The organism is Citrobacter sp. Cpo142, assembly GCF_030332425.1.
GTDB classification, from domain to species: Bacteria; Pseudomonadota; Gammaproteobacteria; order Enterobacterales; family Enterobacteriaceae; genus Citrobacter; species Citrobacter portucalensis.
Window position 1 is genome coordinate 168,817 of record NZ_JAOWHW010000124.1, and the last position, 23,821, is coordinate 192,637.

Here is a 23,821-nt window from a genome sequence, read left to right on the forward strand (position 1 = left end):
CCTTACCCGGCCTAAAGATTAATGTGCCTTACTGGCCATGATCTCAATAATCTGCTTGTCGGTTTCCTGCATTGAACGACACGCCAGCGCACACAGGTTAGCGATAGATTGTTCCACGTTATGCGCCACAATCCCTTCGTTGCCGGTTACAGCAGTATCATCCAGCGCCATCAGCACCGCTTTCCACGCCGCGGAAGCACTGGTTGAGACTTTCATCGCGCAGCTGTTTGAAGCGCCATCGCATATCATTCCGCTCACGTCGCCAATCATGCTGCTGATCGCCATCGCGATGGTGTTGTAGCGACCATCTACGATCCATGCCATCCCCGCTGCTGCCCCCATCGCCGCCGTGGTTGCTGCACACAGTGCAGACAAACGCGGAAGTTGATGATGGATGTAGATAGCGCTCAGATGAGACAACATTAGCGCACGTGCCAGTTTCTCCTCATCCGCGCCAAAGTGCTCGGCCACCACCATCACTGGAACAGTCGCGGTAATGCCCTGATTACCGGAGCCGGAGTTGCTCATGGCCGGCAGAGTCGCCCCGCCCATTCGCGCATCCGATGCCGCACTGGTGCGGATTAGAATAGAGGTGGAGAGATCGTTCGCCAGCAGGCCACGCGCACACTGCTTCTCAAGCGTGGTTCCGATGTGCAATCCCCAGTTACCGCGCAGTCCTTCCTGAGACAGCGCACCGTTCAGTTTTGCCGCATCGAGGATAAAGCGGATCGACTCAAACGGTACCGCGTTCACGAACGCCAGAATCTCTTCCAGCGAGGTGTGAGACAACACCGCCAGCGGCGACTCCTGTTCCTCTTCCTGAGCATTCTGTTCTGTGGTGAACACTACGCCCTTATTGGTCTCGATGTGCACAATGTTGGTATGACCGCCCACAATCGTCACGCACGCCCATCCTTCAGCGCTGTAAACCTTAGCGCGGGAAAAGAGGATATCCTCGCAAGGCTCCTGCAGCATCACCGCAACCTTGCCAGCGCTCAGCATCGCTTTTGCATCGTCGATCGCTTGTGGCGACGCATCTTTCAGTACCTCTAAACCGGCACGGGCATTTCCCCCCAGCGCACCCAGCGCCGCCGCGACAGGTAACCCGACCATTCCGGTACCCGGCACGGTAACGCCCATGCCGTTTTTCATCAGGTTCGGTGAGACCCACGCGTCAATGCGTTCAACCGCGCCGTCCAGCTCAGAGGATGCAACCGCCGCCGCCAGAGCCAGAGAGATAGGTTCTGTGCAGCCCAACGCAGGCTTAACTTCTTCCTGCACTGCGCGGATAAAACTATCCCATAATGGATTCAATGTAGTCTCAAACATAACAACAACCTTTGCTCAAATATCTCAGGAAAATGCCAGGAACGGAGAAACGCACAACAGCAGGCCCGTGAAAATAATCAGATACAGGGAAGCGCCTTTGTATTTGTGCAGTGCAGGAACTTTGTAGACCAGCCAGGCCGGGATCAGACAACCCACCATGCCGAAGATAGGGCTACAAATAGAGGTGAAGCTCAGTACCGGCGCGTTGAGCACAATTGCGCTCCAGGCCAGCAGGATGGCAAAAATCATAATGCCGCGCTGAACAAAGGTTTCGTTGATTTTCTCAGCCGGCATATAGCGGCGCAGAATGTTCATCACGATCCCTTGAGTCGCTTCACGGAAACCTAAGTAGACACCGAAGAAAGCGGTCATAACGGCGAAAATGTTCAGAATAACGCTGACGATTTTCACCCAGCCAGCACCCGCACCATTGATAAATTGCGCGGCAATCGCCAGAGCGGAAATGTTCTGCTCATAAGCTTTAACCGCTTCGTCGTGGCCCATCGCCAGCGTGAAGGAAACGGCGTAGAAAAAGACGGTAACAAACAGAATACCGAACGCGATGTTCATGGCACGCAGGGCTTTATGGCGCGCTACTTCAATGGATTTGTTGCGAGAACGGTATGAGATAACCATCGGGCTTAAGGTCTGAATAAACAGAATCGAGGTCAGCGTAAACGGCAGAGTGATGATCGCATTTTTGATCAGCAGCGCCATCGGCGGCAGTGAACCGGCGTTATGCAGATGCCACATCCCGACCATCGACACGCCAAGCGCCGCCACGACCAGCAGCTTGGTCAGTACCATGCCGGTGGAGATTTTAAACAGCATTTGTTCCCCGCGTGACGAGATGGCCACCAGGATGCAAATCAGCACCAGGCCATAGAACGGGCTGTCGGACAGTAAACCTTCCGTCACACCAAACGTGTGCAGATAAGAGGCGCTGTCATTGGTGATGGCGGTGGAATAGACGAACATCCAGATAACCAGCATCACAAAATACAACGCACCTAACAGGATGCCCCAGTTCTTACCCAGATAGCCGCTGATTACGCTCGGGTAGTCTTTACACTCTGGGGACTCAGCCAGCGTGTTGATAAACAGGCGCTGGAACAGGTACATGGCTGGGTAACCGATGATAGAGGAGAGCAAGAACACCCACAGCCCCATCAATCCTACCTGGACAGGAAGAAAAACAATCCCCGCGCCAATTGCCATACCGATACTCATAATGACCCAGCCGGTATCCGTGCTGTCGAATTTAATAGCTTCGCGCCATTCGCTTTCGGTCATTCCCGCCCGACGTGCCGGAGCAGATGCGTCGAGTATTACGCTACTATTCGTTGCCGTTTCCATAATTTTCCGCTCAATTTGTAGGTAGAGGTTTTTATATTTTTTTCGTACTGCATCAATGCGATACGCAGTACTTAGGTGCAGGTGAGCTATTGGAGTAATGAAGAAATCATACGCGCAGGATCAGAGAAAAACTTCACAAACAAACCCCTGTAATTTCTAAAAGTTAAGAAATAATTTCTCTTTTATATGCATATATAGAATGTAATTTCTATTTTTGAAGCCGATCACAACAAAAAAGGTGCACTAAAGTGCACCTTTTTTATTCTGCTATGTTGATTAAATCATTAATTGCCGGATGGCGGCGCTTACGCCTTATCCGGCCTACAAACGCACCCTTTCATCTCAGGTACAAACCACTTTAATCGCCAGGCCACCGCGTGACGTTTCGCGGTATTTGTCGTTCATATCTTTGCCCGTTTCATACATGGTCTCGATCACTTTATCGAGCGAAACGCGTGGCTCAGATGTGCGACGTAGCGCCATACGTGCGGCGTTGACGGCTTTTACCGCGTTGATCGCATTGCGTTCAATACACGGTATTTGCACCTGTCCAGCAACCGGATCGCAGGTCAGCCCCAGGTTATGCTCCATGGCGATTTCCGCCGCAATACAAACCTGCGACGGGCTACCGCCGAGCAACTCGGTCAGCCCGGCAGCCGCCATTGAACAGGCTACGCCAATTTCACCCTGGCAGCCGACTTCAGCACCAGAAATAGAGGCGTTCATCTTATACAGCGCGCCTATCGCCCCAGCGGCCAGCAAATAACGAGCAATGGAGTTTGCATTTACCGGACGGCGGAACTTGTCGTAATAGGCCAATACGGCAGGGATAATCCCACATGCTCCGTTGGTCGGTGCCGTCACAACCCGGCATCCGGCAGCGTTTTCTTCGCTCACGGCCAGCGCGAACATGTTGATCCAGTCGATAACGTTCATCGGGTCGCTGGACAGATTATCGCTGGAAACCAGCAACCGGCGTAATGCCACGGCGCGACGCGGGACGTTCAATGGACCCGGCAGGACGCCTTCTGTGTTCATGCCGCGCTCGATTCCGGCGTGCATGACGTCCCAGATGGCGGCAAAACCAGCATCGATTTCTTCTTTACTACGCATCGCCAGTTCGTTCTGCATCATCAGGCCGGAAACGGATAGCCCGTTGCGCTCGCACAATTTCAGCAGTTCGCTGGCGGAATGAAAATTGTAGGGCACGTGTGCTTCAACATCATGCGCCTGACCAAATTGCTCCTCTTCAACGATAAAACCACCGCCGACGGAGTAATAGGTTTTGCTTAATAGCGTCTCGGTGTCGTTCCATGCGGTGATACGCATGCCATTTTCATGGCGCGGCAGCGTTTCGGCGTGAAAGAGGATATTTTTGTCTGGGGAGAAATCGACAATATGCGTGCCCTCTGCAACCGGTAAACGTCCGGTACGGGCCACTTCCTGAGTAAAACCAGCGATAGAATCTATATTAACGTTTTGCGGACTGTTACCGGCCAGTCCCATCATGATGGCGACATCTGTCGCATGACCTTTTCCGGTCAGGGAAAGCGATCCATAAAGATCGACCACAATATGCGTAGCTTTGGGAAGTTCCCCGCTGCTGACCAACAGATCGATAAAGCTTTTACCTGCGTTCATTGGCCCCACGGTATGGGAGCTGGAAGGTCCAATGCCAATCTTAAAAATATCGAATGCGCTAATCATATCCACACCCTCGGATTGCCGTTCAGTGAAGACCAGGTTTCACACTCATTAAGGATCGGGGCGATCCTGAGATCGCCCCGCAAGGGATTACAGCGTGTCGCCACGTACGGCGATGGCTTCAATCTCCAGCTTCACATCCTTGGGTAAGCGGGCGACCTGCACGCAGCTGCGCGTGGGGTAGATTGCCTTATGCTCATCAAAGAACTGCTGGTACACCTGATTAATGGTGGCGAAGTCGTTCAGGTCAGAAACGAAAACGGTCGTCTTCACGATATCGCTCACTTTCAAACCTGCAGACTCGACGATCGCTTTCACGTTCTCCAGGCTTTGACGTGCCTGATCCGCCACGTTTTCAGCCACTTCACCTGTCTGTGGACACACCGGGATTTGACCTGACGTCAACACCATGCTGCCCAGATCCACACCCTGTACGTAAGGCCCAATCGCCCCTGGCGCACATTCGGTTGCAATTACTTTTCTCATAGCCCCTCCAGCGTCAAAGCGCCTGGGTGAAAGTACGTGAAATAACATCCTGCTGCTGTTCGCGGGTCAGCGCGTTGAAGCGCACCGCATAGCCAGACACGCGGATCGTCAGGTTCGGATAGTTTTCCGGGTGCTCAATGGCATCCATCAACATTTCACGGTTCATAACGTTAACGTTTAGATGCTGACCACCTTCCACATGTGCTTCATGGTGGAAGTAACCGTCCAGCAGACCGACCAGGTTGGTTTTACGCACTCCATCCTCTTTGCCCAGCGCTGCCGGCACAATGGAGAAGGTGTACGAGATACCGTCTTTGGCATAGGTGAACGGCAGTTTGGCAACCGAGGTTAACGACGCTACCGCACCTTTGCGATCGCGGCCGTGCATCGGGTTCGCCCCTGGCGCAAACGGCGTACCTGCGCGACGTCCATCCGGCGTGTTACCGGTTTTCTGTCCGTACACCACGTTGGAGGTAATGGTCAGAATGGACTGCGTCGGCACCGCGTTACGGTAGGTTGGCAACACCTTAATTTTCTTCATAAAGCGTTCGACCAGGTCGCAGGCAATGCTGTCTACGCGCTCGTCGTTGTTACCGTATTGCGGATAGTCGCCTTCGATTTCGAAATCAACCGCCAGACCATTTTCATCGCGAATCGGTTTCACGCGAGCGTATTTGATAGCCGACAGAGAATCCGCCGCCACGGACAGACCCGCCATACCACAGGCCATCGTGCGATAGACATCACGATCGTGCAGCGCCATCAGCGAAGCTTCGTAGCTGTACTTGTCGTGCATATAGTGGATGATGTTCAGCGCGCTGATGTACTGCACCGCCAGCCAGTCCATAAAGTGGTCCAGGCTCTCCATCACGGTGTCGTAGTCCAACACGTCATCCATCAGCGGTGCCGTTTTCGGCCCGACCTGGATTTTCAGCTTCTCATCCACGCCGCCGTTGATTGCATACAGCAACGTTTTGGCGAGGTTGGCACGCGCCCCGAAGAACTGCATTTGCTTGCCGATAACCATCGGGCTGACGCAGCAGGCAATGGCATAGTCATCGCTGTCAAAGTCGGCACGCATCAGATCGTCGTTTTCATACTGCAAAGACGAAGTGATGATAGACACCTGGGCGGCGTACTTTTTGAAGGCAATCGGTAGCTGCTCAGACCAAAGCACCGTCAGGTTCGGCTCAGGTGCCGGGCCCATGGTGTGCAGCGTATGCAGATAGCGGAACGAGTTTTTCGTCACCAGCGTGCGGCCATCCAACCCCATACCGCCGATAACTTCGGTCGCCCAGATAGGGTCGCCTGAGAACAAGGTGTCGAATTCCGGCGTACGCAGGAAGCGCACCATACGGATCTTCATAATGAAGTGGTCGATCAGCTCCTGCGCCTGCTGCTCGTTTAAAATTCCCGCTTTGAAATCGCGCTCAATGTAGATGTCGAGGAACGATGCGGTACGGCCCAGCGACATAGCGCCACCGTTCTGAGATTTCACCGCAGCCAGGTAAGCAAAGTACACCCACTGCACCGCTTCCTGCGCATTACGCGCCGGACGGGAGATATCGCAGCCGTATTTCGCCGCCATTTCCTGCATTTGCAGCAGGGCGCGACGGTGTTCAGACAGCTCTTCGCGCAGACGAATCGTGGCTTCAAGATTCTGGCCCCACTCCAGGTTCGACTGGAGATCGGCAAACTGCAGTTCACGCTCACGCACCAGATAGCGGATACCGTACAGCGCGACGCGGCGATAGTCACCGATGATACGACCACGACCGTAACCATCCGGCAGGCCGGTCAGCACCCCGGATTTACGGCAGCGCAGCATATCCGGAGAGTAGGCGTCGAATACGCCCTGGTTATGGGTTTTACGCAGTTCAGTAAACTGGTATTCAAAATCAGCATCCATCTCACGACCATAAGCATCAAAAGAGCTTTTGATCATGTTGATGCCGCCAAAAGGATGCAGAGCGCGCTTGAGCGGCTTATCCGTTTGCAGACCGACGATTTTTTCCAGTTCTTGTTCAATATAACCCGCATCATGCGCGGTTATCGTGGTAGCAATATTGGTATCGAAATCAACCGGCGCGTGCGTCGAGTTTTCAATACGGATGCCCGCCATAACTTTTTCCCACAATGCAGTGGTCGCAGGCGTTGCTTCGGCGAGGAAAGATTCATCCCCTTCATAAGGCGTATAGTTGTGCTGAATAAAATCACGGACATTAATTTCTTCTTTCCAGTCCGTACCTTTAAAGCCATTCCAGGCTTCGGCATACAGCATATCGCTGGTATCGATATTTACCTTCATGAAAAATAATCTCTCTGCTGAAAATTAATTATGCAAATTCTACTGGTGTATTAATTTTGCCTAAGGCAATGGCATCACGTGCAATCATTTTCTCTTCATTTGTGGGAATTACCGCACAAATAACACGAGCATCTTTATTAGAGATAATTCTTTCGCCATGGGAATTTGGCAGGCTATTCATCTCGCTGTCGATATTCACGCCTAAAACGGCAAGGTGTTCAATAACCAGACGACGAATTAATACCGAGTTCTCACCTATTCCGCCGGTGAAAATAATCCCATCAAGACGATGCAGCGATGCGGCATGTCCGGCGATATGGCGTGCAATACGATGCACAAACGTTTTAATCGCCAGCTGCGCACGCTCATGTCCCTCGTGCCAGGCTTTTTCTAACGTACGTAAGTCAGAGGACAAACCGGAAATACCCAGTAAACCGGACTCTTTATTCACTACGCGCTCAAGGTCGCTCAGCGTCTGGTTGGTTTCGCTGGCAATCCACGCCATGGCGCCGAAATCGACGTCGCCGCTGCGTGTGCCCATCATCAGCCCTTCCAGCGGCGTCATGCCCATTGAGGTATCAACGCTCTGTCCATTACGTACCGCACAGATTGACGCGCCGTTGCCCAGGTGCGCCACAACCAGACCGGAGTCATCACTCTGCAGGTCGAGAAGCTCATGCGCTCGCTGAGAAACATAGCGATGCGACGTGCCGTGGAAGCCATAACGACGAACGCCCAACTCCTCAAAATATTTCCACGGTAAACCGTACAGATAGGCCTCAGGAGCCATCGTCTGGTGGAAGCTGGTATCAAATACCGCAACCTGCTGCACACCCGGGAAAAGGTGCTGAGCGGATTCGATCCCACTCAGGTTCGCATAATTATGTAGCGGTGCTAATGGTGATACCCGGCGAATATTATCGATAACTTCGTCAGTAATAATTGCTGATTCAGTAAAGATATTTCCGCCGTGGGCAATGCGGTGGCCAATTAAGGCCACGCTGTCCATTAAATTACGTTTCTCTAGTTCAACGGCAATTGCTTTTAATGCATCTTCGTAGCTGTGGTGAGCCAGCTTAGCTGGCTCTCCTCCATTAATTGCTATGAACGCATTTTCAGAGTTAATACCGTCTGCGATCCCCGCCATTAAAACTTCACAGTTTGCTGCATCCAGCACTGAGAATTTAATAGAAGACGAACCACAGTTAATAACCAGTACTACCGGAAACTCATTCATTTCACTACTCCGCTCATCCTGAGCTTAAGGATTAGAACAGTTTGTAGACGATGTTCAGGATGGTCAGCAGACCAATCGCGGTAACAAACACGTTATCCAGACGGCCACGGTATTTCGCCAGTGATGGCGTTTTACGGATGGCATACATCGGCAGCAGGCAGAGCAGAGAGGCAATAATCGGCGCGCCCATTGCTTCAATCAGGTCCAGGATGTTCGGGTTGGCGTAAGCCACTACCCAGGTGGAGCCCATGATGAAGATCATGCTGATGGTATTAAGTTTGCCGGCAGAAACTTTCGTTTTATCGCCTTTGTAACCAAACTTCAGCACCAGACCGTTCAGACCTTCCAGCGTGCCCAGATAGTGGCCGAAGAAAGATTTGAAGATAGCAACCAGGGCGATGATTGAAGCACCGTACTCCAGAACGGTCGCGAAGGTGGACTTCGTACCGGACAGTGAAGCGAAGTGGTTTGCCAGGTAAGACAGTACTGGAATGTTCTGTGCTTTCGCATCCGCCATGTTTGCCGGAGACAGCGTGAACAGGCAGCTAAAGGCGAAGAACATAACCACGGCAACCATCAGCATACTGGCGCGAGAGATGATTTTAGAACACTTCTGCTCGGTGAACTCGCGACCAAAATCTTTCTCATACTCTTCACGTTTGGAGACCACGAAGGAAGAAACAATCGGTGAGAAGTTGAAAGAGAACACCATGATGGAAATACCCAGCCACACGGTAACCAGGATACCGTCATGGCCGGTCAGTGCGATATTGCTGAGATCAACCTGATCGATAACCGCAGAGTTCCAGTATGGGATCAGGGACAGAGAAATAAGCACCAGGCTGGCAATGAACGGCCATACCAGGTAGCTCATCACTTTAACCATCAGATCTTTACCAAACCAGATGACGAATGCCATCAACAGCAGCAGGAAGAGTGCCACGAAGCCACGGTTTAACGCTGGCATCTGCAGCTGGTTTTCCCAGAAGGTCATAAAGGTGTTGGTAATGGTAACGCCATAAATCCACAGCAGCGGACAAATCGCAAAGAAGTAGAGGAACGTGATAACCACGCCACCCGTTTTACCAAAATGCTCTTCAACCGTTTCTGTGATGTTGCCGGAAGGGTTAGAACCGGAAAGACACAGGCGTGCCAGCGCACGGTGGCAATAGAAGGCGATGGGGTATGCTAGCACCAGCATGATCAGAATGGGGATCAGTCCGCCAAAACCTGCGCGGATAGGGAAGAACAGCACCCCAGCGCCGATGGCTGTACCAAATAAACCCAGTGTCCAGGTGGTGTCCGATTTGCGCCAGGACGACTGTTTTGTCTGGCTGGATACAATGCTATCAGTAGTACTCATATCCTATCCTCAACGAAGTATATTAAGCGTCAACTAAACCAGTAATTTGAGATACACGAGAAAGGTCGATATTACCGCCAGAAATAATGCTGACTGTTTTTCTGTTCTGGATATAGCTATCTAATTTCCCGCTTAATAATGCTGCGCATGCCAGCGCGCCGGCACCTTCAGTCACAACTTTATTTCGCTGAATTAATGCCACCATGCTGTTGCGAATTTCGTCTTCGCTGACCAGGACAATGTCATCCACCAACTCACGAACAATTTCATACGTTAAAGTACCCGGGCGGGAAACGTCACAACCATCCGCCAGGGTGCCGGTCGTTCGGTGCGTGGTTATTTCTCCAGCGTGGAAAGAAGCCGCCATGCCGTGAACGTTTTCAGACTGCACGCCAATAATTTTAATGGTCGGGTTAATAGATTTAATTGCCACCGCAATACCAGCAATCAGTCCGCCACCGCCAATTGGCACAATCACGTTATCGACATCGTACAGATCTTCCAGAATTTCCAGACCAATAGTGCCCTGACCAGCAATAACTTTCGGGTCATCATAGGGTGGAATAAAGATACGGCCTTCAGTTTCCACAATCTCGCTAACCTTAGCGATGGTGTCGTTGAAGTTGTCGCCGTGCAGTACAACTTCTGCAGAATAATCGCAGGTTGCCGCTACTTTAGACTTCGGTGCGCCTTTCGGCATCACCACTTTGCCGTCGATTCCGAGCATAGCGCAGGAGAGAGAAACGCCTTGCGCATGGTTACCTGCAGAGCAAGCCACCACGCCCTTACATCTTTCAGCTTCGGTTAATGAACTGAGCTTGTTAAAAGCACCACGGATTTTAAATGAACCGGTACGCTGCATGTTTTCAAATTTGAGGAAAATTTCCCCTTTGCAACGTTCACTAAAATAGTTAGAGCGAGGCATTCCCGTTTTATAAATTTTCCCCGCAAGTCTTTTTTTCGCTTCGAGGATATCTTCAATTGCAACTGGGAGATCGTATGTAATGTGCATTAGAACCTCTTACCTGGGTATTAAAGTAAATAGATAGCCGTGACCATTGTCAGATATAGACAGATGGCGTTTATTTCGTGTTAAAACAAATTCAATTTTTAATCAATTTCAATTAATTGCCTTCGTCTCCGACAATTATATGATGAATACTCTTTGGCTAATTCCACCAAAATAGATGCTGCTTTTTTAATTCGATAATTTTTCGACCACACGGCGGCATAACGCGCGACGGGTAAAGTTTCTTCTACCGGGATAGTAATAAACTGGTTTGAGCCAAACGGTGTGGTCATATCGCAGGGAATTACTGTTAAGAAATCAGCATTGAGAACAAGATTATAAATCGTAACGACAGAGTCTGTTTTAACGATGTTTTCACTGCTGATGCCATTATTCTGTAACGTGGTAAGAAGTTCGCTGTAGTACCCCATATTCGTTTGTGGCAACACCCACTGTTCGTTTTTCAACGCGCTCAGCGAGGTGATGCCGGTGCATGTTCGGGACTTGCTGGCAACCAGGATAAAGTCTGACTCAAAGAGCGGCTCAACGTGCAGATCATGCAGTTTCATCTCATCACTCAGCGTACCGATGGCGAAATCCAGACGTCCGTCACGAATCGCCGGTAAGAAGGAGGAGAGCTGAGCTTCATACATAGAAACCTGCGCCTTCGGGAACACTTCTTTGAATTTTTTAATCATGCCGGACATGATGGTGAAGGCAATCAGTGAAGGAAAGCCAAACGACACATCAACGACCGCGTTGCTCGTCATGCTGTTCATCTCATCAACCATGTTTTTCATTTCACGGGTAATAGATTCAGACCATGAGAGCATCACCTGACCTGCCTGAGTCAATGTCACACCAGTATTTTTACGTACTACCAACTCAATACCAAAATAAGCCTCAACATCATTGATGATTTTACTGACAGCGGGTTGAGTTAAACCTAATTCTTTTGCAGCTGAGCCGATAGAACCGCTTCTAATGACTTCCTGAAAGACCACTAAGTGCTGTGTTTTAGGGAGTGTAATAGTATTCATATCGACCTGCGTTAATTACTTTGTTGACGGCAGGAAGTGTACCAAATTAAGCGAACAAGGATATGTGCTACCCCTCACAAATCCCCTTGACTTACATTTTGTAAGACTATCGTTAAAATTTAAATCACTTAATAATCATATAGATATGAATTATCGATCTCGCTTTATCTTGACTTTAATCAAAAAAAGATGGGGGGATAACGATTTTTTATGGCTATAACACCTCCATTTTTTCCACTATTTTTTAAAACCATGAAAGGCTATATTTCAATCAATTACAGAACAATTATCAGGCAAGATGGCGCTTAAATTTAATAAACAACTTATCAAATTTAATTATATTTTAATGATTATGGCGATTAAATAACGTTATGCATCACATTTTTTCGCCATATTTGTTTGTAAAGAAACATTACATTTATTAAAATTCAATCTAAAAAACACAAACAATTATCATATGTAACATCACATTAACACTGATTTTGTGCGATTTATTAGCAAGTAATTTTGTGATGGCGATCGATTGCGTTCGATTATTCTCGATAAAAACGTATCGCGCAGCGTTTTGTGTTGGTCGTCACAAAATTAGAAATATCCACCGACACATTCCCCTCAGATAAAAGAAATTCGGTGCATAAATAATAGGGATATAAAAATTAGATAAGAAGGAAATAAGCGCCTGCATCCTCGAAAACCAATCTCAATGCTCGCTGTAAAACCTCTGCCGGATGGCGGTGTAAACACCTTATCCGGCCTACAAAACCAGTCTCTCCCCCACTAGGCCTGATAAGCACAGCGCCATCAGGCATGGCAACCGCCCAGAAAGCAAAAACCTCACCGAAGTGAGATTTTATAACGAGTGAAGCTGACCGATAAGTCAGGAAAAATCAACCATACGTCAGGCATCTGTGGCGTTTGTGTTGTCTTGTATCACAGACTGTATCCCACTTTGTATCACAACGATAGTCCTGAAATTTACTCGCTATCAGCCGTGTCGAAGCTTTTGCTGTACGGGCAATGTTTCGACTTCGTGATATAGGTAAACGTGTAAATGCTATTGCTATAAACACAGAGAGTCCGACCATTTTCCATCGTCGATTGATCTGGGTTACTCATCGTTATTCGACCCGCGCTGGCGTTAAACGGCAACAACAAACTGCAAAACATCAATACAGAACCTTTCATCCTTAACCCCTCAATGTTCGTTTTTCACCAATCACTACTACTTAGCAATCTTCAATCTCCTTAGGCGATTATAGTAACCATATTGATCAATTTTACCGATCGATTTTATAATATCAATCGATTAAAGTAATCTAAGCACATCCATGTGTTTGCCTATGGTGCACAAACTTTACTCAACTAATGAGGCTGTTATGAAAAAGATTGTTGCGGTATTTCTGGGGGTTAGCATGTCCAATTGCGTGCTGGCGAGTGATGGATCGCCTGAACTGAAATCAGAAAGCCAGGCTGTTATTCGTAATGCTGGTTATCAATGTGACAAAGTGAATGGTGTCTTCCCTGCTGCTTTTGGTGGCTCAGTCACTGTGTTCTGCGATGACGTATATCAGTACATAATTAAGGACAAAGGCGGGCGGTATACCGTCGAAGTTAATGATTAAGGACTTGTATCATGGCAATGAGGTCTTGCAGAGAGTGTGGGTAAAACTCAAGTAGCCAAAACGAAAACGGCTGGAGTGTTTACTGTTTCATACATGCGCCCTTCGGATAACTAGCGTTTTTCATTCGACTGTAAATTATCTGATGACAACGTGATTTGGACAGAGTCAGGTCAAAGTTCTAACCGTTGGCGGGGCACTGGTAATGTTGAATTTAATGTGGTGTTTATGGTTCGAAATGACGAACTCACAGTGAAAGAGTTACACGCGGACTCTGACGACGTAACGTACAAATTCAGAATGAAAGATATCCGATGACCCATCTCAGGGGCTGCATCTAGCGGCCTCCTTTCGTAACGTCATGTTGAAAACAAAACAAGATGCAAGATCAGCTAAACGACTCCATATTTATTGAATTAGCTACTCATTCTCTTGACCAAATATCCTTTTGAAAATATTGATAACCAACTGATAATATGAAGGTTTAATCAGAGTAATCTGAGGAGGTTATTCTGCTAACCCAGTCAAACATGATCTGCATATGGTTGCCATTAGGTCTAATCATTCCGACTTGACAAGCATTAACGCCTGTTGTTTCCCCTATCAGAATACGCCCATCTAGCATATGTACTTTTATACCCACCCCTTGTTTAAAGCACTTATTGCAGATAGAGAAAAAGTCTTTCCTTGTTGGGTCACATGGCTGAACATTAAAAACATCAGCAGCAATAAGTCTTGCGGTTAAACTTTCGCCAATCGGCAATTCTTCGAGTGATGTGAGAAACTCAAGTTTTACCTCAATCCTATTGCTTCCCTTAGCTTCATCAGATGCCAAGATCATATTTTCTTTCTGATTAAACTTTGAAATATAACCGATTATTGATTGCCCGTTGCCGCTTACCAACTTTACAGGATAATCATTGAAGCGTAGAAATTGTATCCTGCGAGCAAGCGTAGAATATTCACGGGGCCATTTTTCCGCTTCTCGACCATATGAGATATCATTCATAACAGTTGTACCTTAGAACCAGTTTTAGCACATTAAACAAAAAAGCCCCGCAATCACGGGGCTTAGTACTATAAACTATATTAACGCAGCAGAGACAGTACGTTCTGCGTGGTCTGGTTAGCTTGTGCCAGAACAGAAGTACCAGCCTGTTGCAGGATCTGTGCACGGGACATGTTGGATACTTCGGTCGCGTAGTCAGCATCTTCGATACGGCTACGAGCAGAAGTCAGGTTGTTAACGGTGTTGCCCAGGTTGGTGATGGTAGAATCGAAACGGTTCTGCACAGCACCCAGGTCGGAACGCAGGGAGTCAACTTTAGCCAGAGCGTCATCCAGCGCTTTCAGCGGGTCTTTGGTGGATTCTGATTTGGTGGTTTCTGCAGTGGTCAGTTTACCATCAGCAGTCTGGTAGATTTTAGAACCCGTTGCGTTGGTCACGTTGCCGTTTGCCTGCGCGTAGTAATGCACGGTTTCTTTATCAGTGGTGGTCAGGGCGCGATCGTTGTTAACATAAGCAGGATCAGCACCACCCACAACAGCTGTGTCAGCGTCATAGGTCACCGCACCGGTAGAACCATTAACAGCATACTGAGTCGTGCCGCGAGTCTGTGTATAGCTCTGGTCTTTCAGCGCTGCGCCCATCTGGTCAGCGGTAACTTTAGCGCCAGTCACATTGACGGTGTCAGTATCTTTAACAGTGCCAGCAGCCAGCGCGGTTACAGCATTATTACCTGCTGATGTTGCAGTAGTGTTAGCAGCTGCTGCAGCGCCTGTGTAATCAGTTCCTTGACCACTAACTGCCAGATAAGCAGCGTATGCGGTATCATAACTGGTAGCATAAGCAGTAGAGAACGTAGCCTGACTCACTGTGTTAGCGTTGCCACCAGCACTTTTGATTGTCATGCCTTTTGCTTCAATGGTAGTCGCAACAGCAGTGCTAACAGTATTACCGTGAGCGTCTTTACCAGTGCTATCCGTGTTAGCAACTAATTTATCCCAAGTGGCCGGAGCAGTTGCACCATTGCCAGTCTGAGTAAGGTTTCCTTTCGCATCCAGGTAAAGTGCTTTACCATCAGTTGAAGTGATGGTGCCGTCTTTGCTGACGTTAACATCCTGAGATTTAGAATTGATGGTCACTTTCGCAGTGAAAGAATCACCCGCGTTCGGTGCCAGGAAGTTCAGAGTATCGCTTGCTTTTGCACCAGTGGAGTCGAAACCATAGGACTTAGTGGCTGCGTTATACCTGTAGTTAGCACCGTCAGCAGCAAGACCCAACTTAGCTCCAGCTGTCCCGGAGTTGATAACGTCCTTATCCTGTGAAGAAGCCAGTACATCCGCTGAGGTTGCTTTGTTATATGTTACGTCTTTGCTGAAAGTTGTGCTGCCATCTGCGTTAGCAACACCGGCTTTAGCGAAGCCAGCCAGCGTCAGGCTATCTGCAGTAGCAGCTTTGTTCGCTACTTCACCTTTACCGTTCACGTTGAAGCCAGTCAGGCCAAGAGTCTTAGAGGTGATTTCTTTCAGGTCGATAGTGATGGTTTCGCCATCGTTCGCACCAACCTGGATTTTCATGGAGCTGTCGGACGCCAGCACTTTCACGCCGTTGAACTGAGTCTGACCGGATACGCGGTCGATTTCGCCCAGACGCTGGGTGATTTCATTCTGGATAGAGTCCAGGTCGGACTGGGAGTTGGTGCCGTTGGTTGCCTGAACTGACAGTTCACGAACACGTTGTAAGTTGTTGTTGATTTCAGACAGCGCGCCTTCAGTGGTCTGAGCGATGGAGATACCATCGTTGGCGTTACGGGAAGCCTGAGTCAGACCTTTGATGTTGGAGGTGAAGCGGTTAGCAATCGCCTGGCCAGCGGCGTCGTCTTTAGCGCTGTTGATACGCAGACCGGAAGACAAACGCTCAATAGCGGAGCTAAGGGAAGACTGGGATTTGTTCAGGTTATTTTGGGTCAACAGCGACAGGCTGTTAGTGTTGATAACTTGTGCCATAAAATTTTCCTTTTGGGTATATAAGTCAGGCTTACCTGTGTCATTCAAGTTATCGACCACTTTGGCCTAAACTTTATCTTTTTTTCATTTTTATCAATCTATTGTTTTTATTTGGTTTTTAGCAAACTAAGAGCAGCTAACAGTACATAACCAATTATGTGAATTTTTTCATCAAGTCTTACTCTCTTTTGCTACTTAACAAAAAATTGCTAAGCGATTGCCAGATCAGTCAAGCATGCTCCACCAGCTTCAAAAGGCAACTCTCAATCTTTTACAAATATCATACAGGCCAATGACATTGACCTGGTTAGTGTCAACAATCGAACGTTTTATGACACCAGTAAACCCTACCCTAAATTAGTATCATTAAATTAGCACATTGACATTATGATACCACTAGTTGATTGTGATACCGTTTTTGATACCAATCAGGAGAGCGATTATGAGCCGTACATTTGCATATTGCCGTGTGTCTACCAGCGAACAGTCAACAGAAAACCAGATTATGGCGATTCGTCAGGCTGGTTATGAAGTGCCTGAGAATCGTGTTGTCTCGGAGACGGTATCCGGTGGCGTACAGGCAATGAAGCGTAAAGGCTTTGCCGATATGGTTACTCATAAGCTGGAAGCTGGGGATCGACTGGTGGTGCTGAAGCTAGATCGCTTAGGTCGTGACAACATCGATGTGCAGCAAACTATAGCGATGTTGGTAGAAAAAGAGATAGATGTAGTGTCGCTGGATCTGCCTGTGCGTAACCTTTCCAGGGCGGAAGGGAAGCTGATGCTACAAATGTTTTCAGCGTTTGCGGAGTTCGAAAAATCCCGCATTATTGAACGCACAAAAGAAGGATTAGTAAGAGCCAGGAAGGAAGGGAAGAAGTTAGGCCGTCCGGTTGCGGCAGATACCCTTCAGCGTGTACAGGAAGCCAGAGCTAAGGGGCTGAGTCAGTCCAAAGCGGCGTTAGCACTGAATTTAAGTCTCCCGACTATCAAACGAAACTGGAACATCAAAGAGGCGTAAGATTTAACCTGTCTTCACTCAGATTCAGATGCTGCCCTGCCAACGTTTGAGGCTTAATTATGGCTATTTTCGGGTCAATTAATTCGAAATATTCCGGCGACAGTAAATCCAGCGGAGCCGCACACCAGCTTAAATCTACGTGGAAAAGATAAAGATGTGGTGCTATTTTTAAAAGTTAAGCCGTGATATATGAGAGAAGGCATTATTAAACGCAATGAGCGCTATCGTGAGCGCTTTTTGTGGCGTGGGTAATGCGAAGGTACTACCTTCTGATTTGAAGGCCGTAGAGAGCATTACGCGAAGGATTTAACGATTATGGTATTCAGGATGCTTTCATTTGTAATCTGGAACTGGAAAACATTTTTGGTTGTCCTTTCTGATCAGATGATTTTCCGCGATTCTTGGCAAGATAAGAAATTCGCTTAACCATCTCCACCAGTGAAGCATGGTCACATTGCCTGATTATATATCTGCCATGTGGAAGATGAACCCTTGAAACTCCGTTTGTCAGGTCAGTCCATATCCGGCTGATACGCCCGATCATTCCATCATCACCAAAGCCTGCCGTTCTGACTTGGAAGTAAGGCAGGGCAATCCAGCAGTGATAGTGTACCTGTTTCGCCTTTTCTTTTTCGCGAACCCAGCCGTAGGCAAACTTCCTGATTGGCTGATTACTCCACGCTTTCGCTGTAAACTCGCCACGCAGGCGGGTGAACAGTTCGCTGATTAATTTATTGCTTTCCTTAGTGCTCATTTCTTCCGGCACTGATAGGTCAAAGCGAAAACCATAGACTTCACGGTAGTGTGACTGCATGGCGCGGAGCTGAGTAATAAATTTATCTATGATCTCTTTACGGATGGGGTTGCTGTTTTTGTCATCCGGGTCGTGGTTGAGCTGGTATTCGAGACCACCAAGTGAATAAACGGGGCTATGGATCAGAGAGTAACGCCCACTACTGTCACGGTGATGCGAGATGTACTGAGTTAATGACAATTCATTAAGAACAGAAATAACAACCCCCACTTACCAGATATCTCTCTTTAAGATAATAATAAAAACCAGTACGCGACGAGCATAAGGGATGGCCCCCGAGCAGGCACCGGCGCTGGCTTTTACGGACAGAAATGTTTGTTTATTTTTACTCAGAAAACATGGCACAAACAAAACTTAACCAAGAATCATATTGTTTTTTTTATTTCAATTCAATGATTATTTTCTTCGTCGGCATTTTTCAGGTTTGTTTCTGCCATTTTTCCGCTTTTGCTATAGCCTAATTCAATGCTTCACAAGCGATAAGTTCTTGGCTACGGTCCAGCAACCCCATTGAATTAGAATGACTATCACTAAAACCAATCAACACTATCAACAACTGGAAGCAAATCCGAAACTTTCATCTTGCCCGTGTAAACCTTGGTTTGCCCTTGGTTTGAATGTTCGTGGCCTATCGTTTGCTGAACAAGTGTGAGGGTGTGCTTTGCCTGAATCTCAGTTACGAAAGTGTGACGTAAGCTGTGCACAATACGTCTATTTTTATAATCATCAAGATAATCAATACCCAATTGCTCACGTATCGCATGGAAAAACCGCGTTACCTGACTTGTATTAGTGATTTCTGGGAACAAGTTGGCATCTGCCTGTTTGCTATCCAAATAATCCAAAAAACCCATATTGATCAAACGTTTTGAGATAGGAACCTGCCGAATCCCCGCCTCAGTCTTACTATCTCCGATCATGATGTAATACCGTTGGCTATCGTCGTCCAAGCGCACATCTGAAACCTTCAGTTTTGCGATTTCAGAACGACGGGCCCCTGTATACGCTAGCAACAAAAAACCCCATTTATTCCAACCATCTAATGTCGCGAAGTGTTCTACCATCTTTCTCATTTCTGTACGATTGTAATGGCCGTAGCTGTGACTTTTTGCTTCATACTTGACGTTGTTTGTAGGCGGTAATTCAAGAATATCCTCTTCTTTGGTCAGGTAGGTTGAAAATAACCCCTGACAAAGTTTCAGATAATCTTTGACCGTTTTTGATGAAACTAAGTCTTCTTCTGGAACCTCATCCAAATCTAAACATTGCTGGATAGTCATCCTGTTGTATGGCCTCTTGTTTTGGCGAGGAAGACCTTCAACGACTTCAAGCAAGTGTTTAATATCGCGCCGAGTGATTTCAGTAACTAACGTATCAGCACCAAGAACCATCTCTATCACTTCATAATATTTCTCATTACCCTGTCGAATCTTAGGCACCCAATTAGGCTTAAATGCGAGAAATCCCTGCCATGCCTTAGATAAAGTAATCCCAGAGGCCAATGATTCTTCAAGTTTATCGGCTACGGTAGGCGCATAGTGGTTGTCTGGACGCATGGAGTTAACAATCTGTTGGTAATCAGAATGTCGCTGATCCATAAAGGCTATATGTGCATCGCAATAGTGTCTCCAGAGGAGGTCATACTGTGAAGCCACATTATCGATTTCATCCTCCATGCCCGTAAGATCAAACTGGCTACCAAGTTGTTCTATAACTGAATCTGTCGATAGCGGCTCAACATCTTGTTTGAAGGTTCCATCAAGTAGCAATCCAACATCAAGAGCAATACGTTTTTCACGGGCCAATGAACCTGATTTTCGCAAGGTACTACGTACAGTAGAGGGGATTTTTTTCGCTGCGGCATAAAAACCTGCCTGAATTTCAAGCAAATACTTATCAATATCGTCTTGTTCTAACTTCTTCATTTTCTGCACTATATCCATTAATAGCGTTGCTTCCATCTTGGATGATTTTACAAGAGAAATAAACATCGAGAGACGGGAAGATATAAATCTTGCTCTACTGGCTGAATCGCAGCCCAGCGACACACGAAAGAAACCGCCTGAAGGCAGTCTAAAATGAAGGCTGTAACGGTTGCCACGCTTTAGAATATTCGGGATGGAACAGCCGTTGGTGTGCCTCGTCTGTATCACAGTTTGTGTCACATTTTCACCTATTACGGCCTGAGACACACCAACGTATTGTTTTTGAATGAGTTGAAGCTGACCGATAAGCCGGGTTCTGTCGTGGACAGTCATTCATCTAGGCCAGCAATCGCTCACTGGCTCAAGCAGCCTACCCGGGTTCAGTACGGGCCGTACCTTGTGAACCCCTATTTGGCCTTGCTCCGGGTGGAGTTTACCGTGCCACGGACTGTTACCAGCCGCGCGGTGCGCTCTTACCGCACCCTTTCACCCTTACCTGATCCCACTTGCGTGGGCCATCGGCGGTTTGCTCTCTGTTGCACTGGTCGTGGGTTTCCCCCCCAGGCGTTACCTGGCACCCTGCCCTATGGAGCCCGGACTTTCCTCCCCTCCGCCCGTCTCCCCCGAAGAGGACGACGACGAAGCGGCGACTGTCTGGTCAGCTTCGGCGCGCAGTATAGAGGGTTTGCGGGGCAATGTCACCCCGCACTGCGCATTCCTATCGCTAACGTGGCAGCGATGTTTCTTGAGGCGCGATAAATATTATCAAATGCCCCACGGAAGGCCTCTTCCAGCGTGCTGATGCTGGTCAATACGCTAAACACCGCATCGATACCATATTGATGCACTACCTCCACATCGCGCGTCAGGCTACCACCAATACCAATAACCGGCTTGTGGTACTTCTTCGCGACATTCGCCACGCCGACCGGCACTTTGCCGTGAATGCTCTGGCTGTCGATCCGCCCTTCGCCAGTCACCACCAGCGTACAGTCGTGAATATGCTCTTCCAGATTGAGCGCCTGGGTCACAATCTCGATACCGCTGCGCAGCTCGGCACCTAAAAAAGCCATTAACGCCGCGCCCATTCCGCCTGCCGCACCGGAGCCTGGCACATCTTTCACATCGACCCGCAGCGATTTTTTAATGATGTCGGCATAATGAGACAGATTACGGTCCAGTTCGAGAATGCGTTCTTCCGTCGCCCCTTTCTGCGGGCCAAAAATGCGCGAAGCGCCAGAATCGCCGATGAGAGGATTAGTCACATCGCAGGCCACGCGAATGGAACAGGTTTTTAAGCGCGGATCCAGACCCGAGATATCGATGGAGTTCAGACTCATCAGGCTTCCACCACCGTAGCCAATCTCAGTCCCGTTGGCGTCGCAAAGTTTTGCCCCCAGTGCCTGCACCATACCCGCGCCACCGTCGTTGGTCGCACTGCCGCCGATGCCAATAATGATGCTCTGCGCACCGCTATCCAGCGCCTGCAAAATCAGCTCTCCGGTACCGCGTGACGTAGTGACTAAAGGGTTGCGCTTTTCAGGAGGCACCAACGCCAGACCGCTGGCTGCCGCCATTTCGATAAACGCGGTTTTACCATCTCCAGACATGCCCCAGCAGGCATTCACTTTTTCGCCCAGCGGCCCCGTTACTTGCGCTGAATGTTCACTCCCTTGCGTCGCGGCAATCATGGCTTCGACCGTTCCTTCGCCGCCATCGGCAACCGGAACAGAAACATATTGCGCATCGGGGAAAATTTCCCGAAATCCTTTTTCTATTGCCTGAGCTACCTCGGTGGCAGAAAGGCTTTCTTTATAAGAGTCTGGGGCAATTACGATTTTCATAGTTATGTAGCCTGACAGTGCCGCGCAAGGCAAGAAATACAGGGCGCACATCCGCGCCCTTCTTGTTAGCGAGTGACTTCCACTTTCGCCAGTTTTTCGTAGTAGCATGCGAGCGCACTGTGATCGGCTGTACCCAATCCATCTGCGCGTAGCGCCTGCATCATCTCCATGACTGCAGCAGTCAGCGGCAACTGAGCGCCAACGCCATGAGAAGTATCCAGCGCGTTCGCCAGGTCTTTGATATGCAGGTCAATACGGAAACCTGGTTTAAAGTTGCGATCCATCACCATCGGCGCTTTCGCATCCAGCACGGTGCTGCCTGCCAGCCCGCCACGGATCGCCTGATACACCAGATCCGGATTCACACCCGCTTTGGTCGCTAGCGTCAGCGCTTCAGACATCGCGGCAATGTTCAGCGCCACAATCACCTGATTTGCCAGCTTGGTGACGTTACCCGCGCCAATTTCACCGGTATGCACCACGGAGCCTGCCATCGCTTTCAGCAGATCGTAGTACTTGTCGAAAATCGCTTTATCACCGCCGACCATCACCGACAACGTGCCGTCAATCGCTTTTGGCTCGCCGCCGCTGACCGGCGCATCCAGCATATCCACTCCTTTCGCTTTCAGCGCGTCGCTAATTTCACGGCTGGCCAACGGTGCAATGGAGCTCATGTCGATAAGCACTGTGCCCGGTTTCGCCCCTTCAATAATGCCGCCTTCACCCAGTGCCACTTCCTTAACATGCGGAGAGTTCGGCAGCATGGTGATGATCACATCACACTGCTCAGCGATATCTTTCGCCGTGGCGGCGGTTTCAGCGCCTGCGGCAATTACTTCCGCAATGGATTCCGGGTTACGGTCAGCAACCACCAGCGAGTAACCTGCCTTGAGGAGGTTTTTACTCATTGGTTTACCCATAATACCGAGGCCAATAAAACCAACTTTCATTGTCATGTCTTTATCTCTCTCTACTGTCGATGGTGGTTATTTCTTAAAAGAATCAGCCAGTTTCTGCGTGGCTGAACGGAACACGCCAAGGTCGCTGCCAACGGCAACAAACGTCGCGCCCCACTCCAGATAACGACGCGCATCCGCCTCTACCGGGGCCAGAATGCCGCTTGGTTTGCCGTGTGCTTTCGCGCGGGCAAAAATGTGCTGGATAGCTTTCTGCACATCAGGATGTGACGCATTGCCGAGGTGGCCTAGCGCCGCGGCCAGATCGCTTGGTCCGACGAAGACACCGTCAACGCCTTCTGTCGCCGCGATTGCGTCAACGTTATCAACGCCCTGCTGACTTTCGATCTGCACGATGATGGTGATGTTCTTATTCGACTGCGCAAAGTAGTCCGGTACGGTGCCAAACATATTGGCGCGATGGGATACGGACACGCCACGAATACCTTCCGGCGGATAGCGGGTCGACGCCACAGCGTTAACCGCTTCTTCTTCCGTCTCAACGAACGGGATCAGGAAGTTGTAAAACCCGATATCCAGCAGGCGCTTGATAATCACTGGCTCGTTGGTTGGTACACGCACTACCGCCGCGCTGTCGCTGCCTTTCAGCGCCATTAATTGCGGAATAAACGTCGAGATATCATTCGGCGCATGTTCGCCATCCAGTACCAGCCAGTCAAAACCTGCCAGACCTAAAACTTCGGTACTGATTGGGCTGGCCAATGCAGACCAGCAGCCAATCTGAATTTGTTGCGCCGCGAGGGCCGCTTTAAACTTATTCGGGAAAATCGTGTTATTCAT

Annotated in this window: 19 protein-coding genes and 1 other RNA gene; 2 read left to right on the forward strand and 18 right to left on the reverse strand. The window is 48.9% G+C overall.

The annotated features are described in order from the left end of the window. Positions 1-18: 18 nt before the first annotated feature. The 10 genes from OGY18_RS14200 to OGY18_RS14245 form a co-directional block, all read right to left on the reverse strand. Positions 19-1,329: an L-cysteine desulfidase family protein gene (locus OGY18_RS14200; protein WP_286548135.1), complete on the reverse strand. Its 1,311-nt coding sequence runs from the start codon at positions 1,327-1,329 to the stop codon at positions 19-21. A gap of 24 nt (positions 1,330-1,353) precedes the next feature. Further along, complete coding sequence (locus tag OGY18_RS14205) at positions 1,354-2,685, reverse strand: SLC5/6 family protein (protein WP_003828582.1); 1,332 nt, start codon at positions 2,683-2,685, stop codon at positions 1,354-1,356. A 342-nt stretch (positions 2,686-3,027) separates the two neighbouring features. Then, positions 3,028-4,392, reverse strand: a complete 1,365-nt coding sequence (tdcG, locus tag OGY18_RS14210; RefSeq protein WP_003828583.1) for an L-serine ammonia-lyase — start codon at positions 4,390-4,392, stop codon at positions 3,028-3,030. Positions 4,393-4,479: 87 nt separating this feature from the next. Beyond that, positions 4,480-4,875 (reverse strand): enamine/imine deaminase, encoded by a 396-nt coding sequence (locus OGY18_RS14215; RefSeq protein ID WP_003828585.1) that lies wholly within the window; start codon positions 4,873-4,875, stop codon positions 4,480-4,482. A gap of 13 nt (positions 4,876-4,888) precedes the next feature. Beyond that, the gene (gene pflB / locus OGY18_RS14220) at positions 4,889-7,183 is read right to left on the reverse strand and encodes a formate C-acetyltransferase (RefSeq protein WP_043017750.1); all 2,295 of its coding nucleotides are present in this window, start codon (positions 7,181-7,183) and stop codon (positions 4,889-4,891) included. Positions 7,184-7,211: 28 nt separating this feature from the next. Then, on the reverse strand, positions 7,212-8,420 hold the full coding sequence (tdcD, locus tag OGY18_RS14225; RefSeq protein ID WP_100271876.1) for a propionate kinase: 1,209 nt from the start codon (positions 8,418-8,420) through the stop codon (positions 7,212-7,214). 31 nt (positions 8,421-8,451) lie between these two features. Continuing rightward, positions 8,452-9,783 (reverse strand): threonine/serine transporter TdcC, encoded by a 1,332-nt coding sequence (gene tdcC, locus OGY18_RS14230; RefSeq protein ID WP_079938296.1) that lies wholly within the window; start codon positions 9,781-9,783, stop codon positions 8,452-8,454. Positions 9,784-9,805: 22 nt separating this feature from the next. Further along, entirely contained in the window at positions 9,806-10,795 is a 990-nt protein-coding gene (tdcB, locus tag OGY18_RS14235) for a bifunctional threonine ammonia-lyase/L-serine ammonia-lyase TdcB (RefSeq protein WP_003828594.1), read from the reverse strand. Between the two features lie 98 nt (positions 10,796-10,893). Continuing rightward, positions 10,894-11,832 (reverse strand): transcriptional regulator TdcA, encoded by a 939-nt coding sequence (gene tdcA, locus OGY18_RS14240; RefSeq protein ID WP_003828596.1) that lies wholly within the window; start codon positions 11,830-11,832, stop codon positions 10,894-10,896. Positions 11,833-12,807: 975 nt separating this feature from the next. Next, positions 12,808-13,017 carry a hypothetical protein gene (locus OGY18_RS14245; protein ID WP_071681678.1) on the reverse strand — a complete coding sequence of 70 codons (210 nt, stop codon included), beginning with the start codon at positions 13,015-13,017 and terminating at the stop codon, positions 12,808-12,810. A 191-nt stretch (positions 13,018-13,208) separates the two neighbouring features. Between OGY18_RS14245 and OGY18_RS14250 the strand changes: the two genes are divergently transcribed. After that, a complete protein-coding gene (locus OGY18_RS14250) occupies positions 13,209-13,454 on the forward strand; it encodes a hypothetical protein (protein WP_057687788.1) in 246 nt (81 codons plus the stop codon). Between the two features lie 481 nt (positions 13,455-13,935). Here OGY18_RS14250 and OGY18_RS14255 read toward each other — a convergent pair whose 3' ends face one another. Next, positions 13,936-14,460 carry a phase 1 flagellin transcriptional repressor gene (locus OGY18_RS14255; RefSeq protein ID WP_286553419.1) on the reverse strand — a complete coding sequence of 175 codons (525 nt, stop codon included), beginning with the start codon at positions 14,458-14,460 and terminating at the stop codon, positions 13,936-13,938. An 80-nt stretch (positions 14,461-14,540) separates the two neighbouring features. Beyond that, a complete protein-coding gene (locus OGY18_RS14260; protein WP_200055268.1) occupies positions 14,541-16,460 on the reverse strand; it encodes a FliC/FljB family flagellin in 1,920 nt (639 codons plus the stop codon). 442 nt (positions 16,461-16,902) lie between these two features. Between OGY18_RS14260 and OGY18_RS14265 the strand changes: the two genes are divergently transcribed. Next, positions 16,903-17,481 carry a recombinase family protein gene (locus OGY18_RS14265; protein ID WP_079225950.1) on the forward strand — a complete coding sequence of 193 codons (579 nt, stop codon included), beginning with the start codon at positions 16,903-16,905 and terminating at the stop codon, positions 17,479-17,481. Positions 17,482-17,803: 322 nt separating this feature from the next. Here OGY18_RS14265 and OGY18_RS14270 read toward each other — a convergent pair whose 3' ends face one another. From OGY18_RS14270 to garL, 6 genes are all read right to left on the reverse strand, one after another. After that, a complete protein-coding gene (locus OGY18_RS14270; RefSeq protein WP_079225949.1) occupies positions 17,804-18,505 on the reverse strand; it encodes a YagK/YfjJ domain-containing protein in 702 nt (233 codons plus the stop codon). Positions 18,506-18,825: 320 nt separating this feature from the next. Beyond that, a complete protein-coding gene (locus tag OGY18_RS14275) occupies positions 18,826-20,460 on the reverse strand; it encodes a tyrosine-type recombinase/integrase (protein ID WP_233639276.1) in 1,635 nt (544 codons plus the stop codon). Between the two features lie 49 nt (positions 20,461-20,509). Continuing rightward, positions 20,510-20,886: RNase P RNA component class A (gene rnpB, locus OGY18_RS14280), an RNA gene on the reverse strand. 32 nt (positions 20,887-20,918) lie between these two features. Then, complete coding sequence (garK, locus tag OGY18_RS14285; protein WP_032934186.1) at positions 20,919-22,064, reverse strand: glycerate 2-kinase; 1,146 nt, start codon at positions 22,062-22,064, stop codon at positions 20,919-20,921. Positions 22,065-22,129: 65 nt separating this feature from the next. Further along, on the reverse strand, positions 22,130-23,020 hold the full coding sequence (gene garR, locus OGY18_RS14290; RefSeq protein WP_003828600.1) for a 2-hydroxy-3-oxopropionate reductase: 891 nt from the start codon (positions 23,018-23,020) through the stop codon (positions 22,130-22,132). Positions 23,021-23,050: 30 nt separating this feature from the next. Then, complete coding sequence (gene garL / locus OGY18_RS14295) at positions 23,051-23,821, reverse strand: 2-dehydro-3-deoxyglucarate aldolase (RefSeq protein WP_008785889.1); 771 nt, start codon at positions 23,819-23,821, stop codon at positions 23,051-23,053.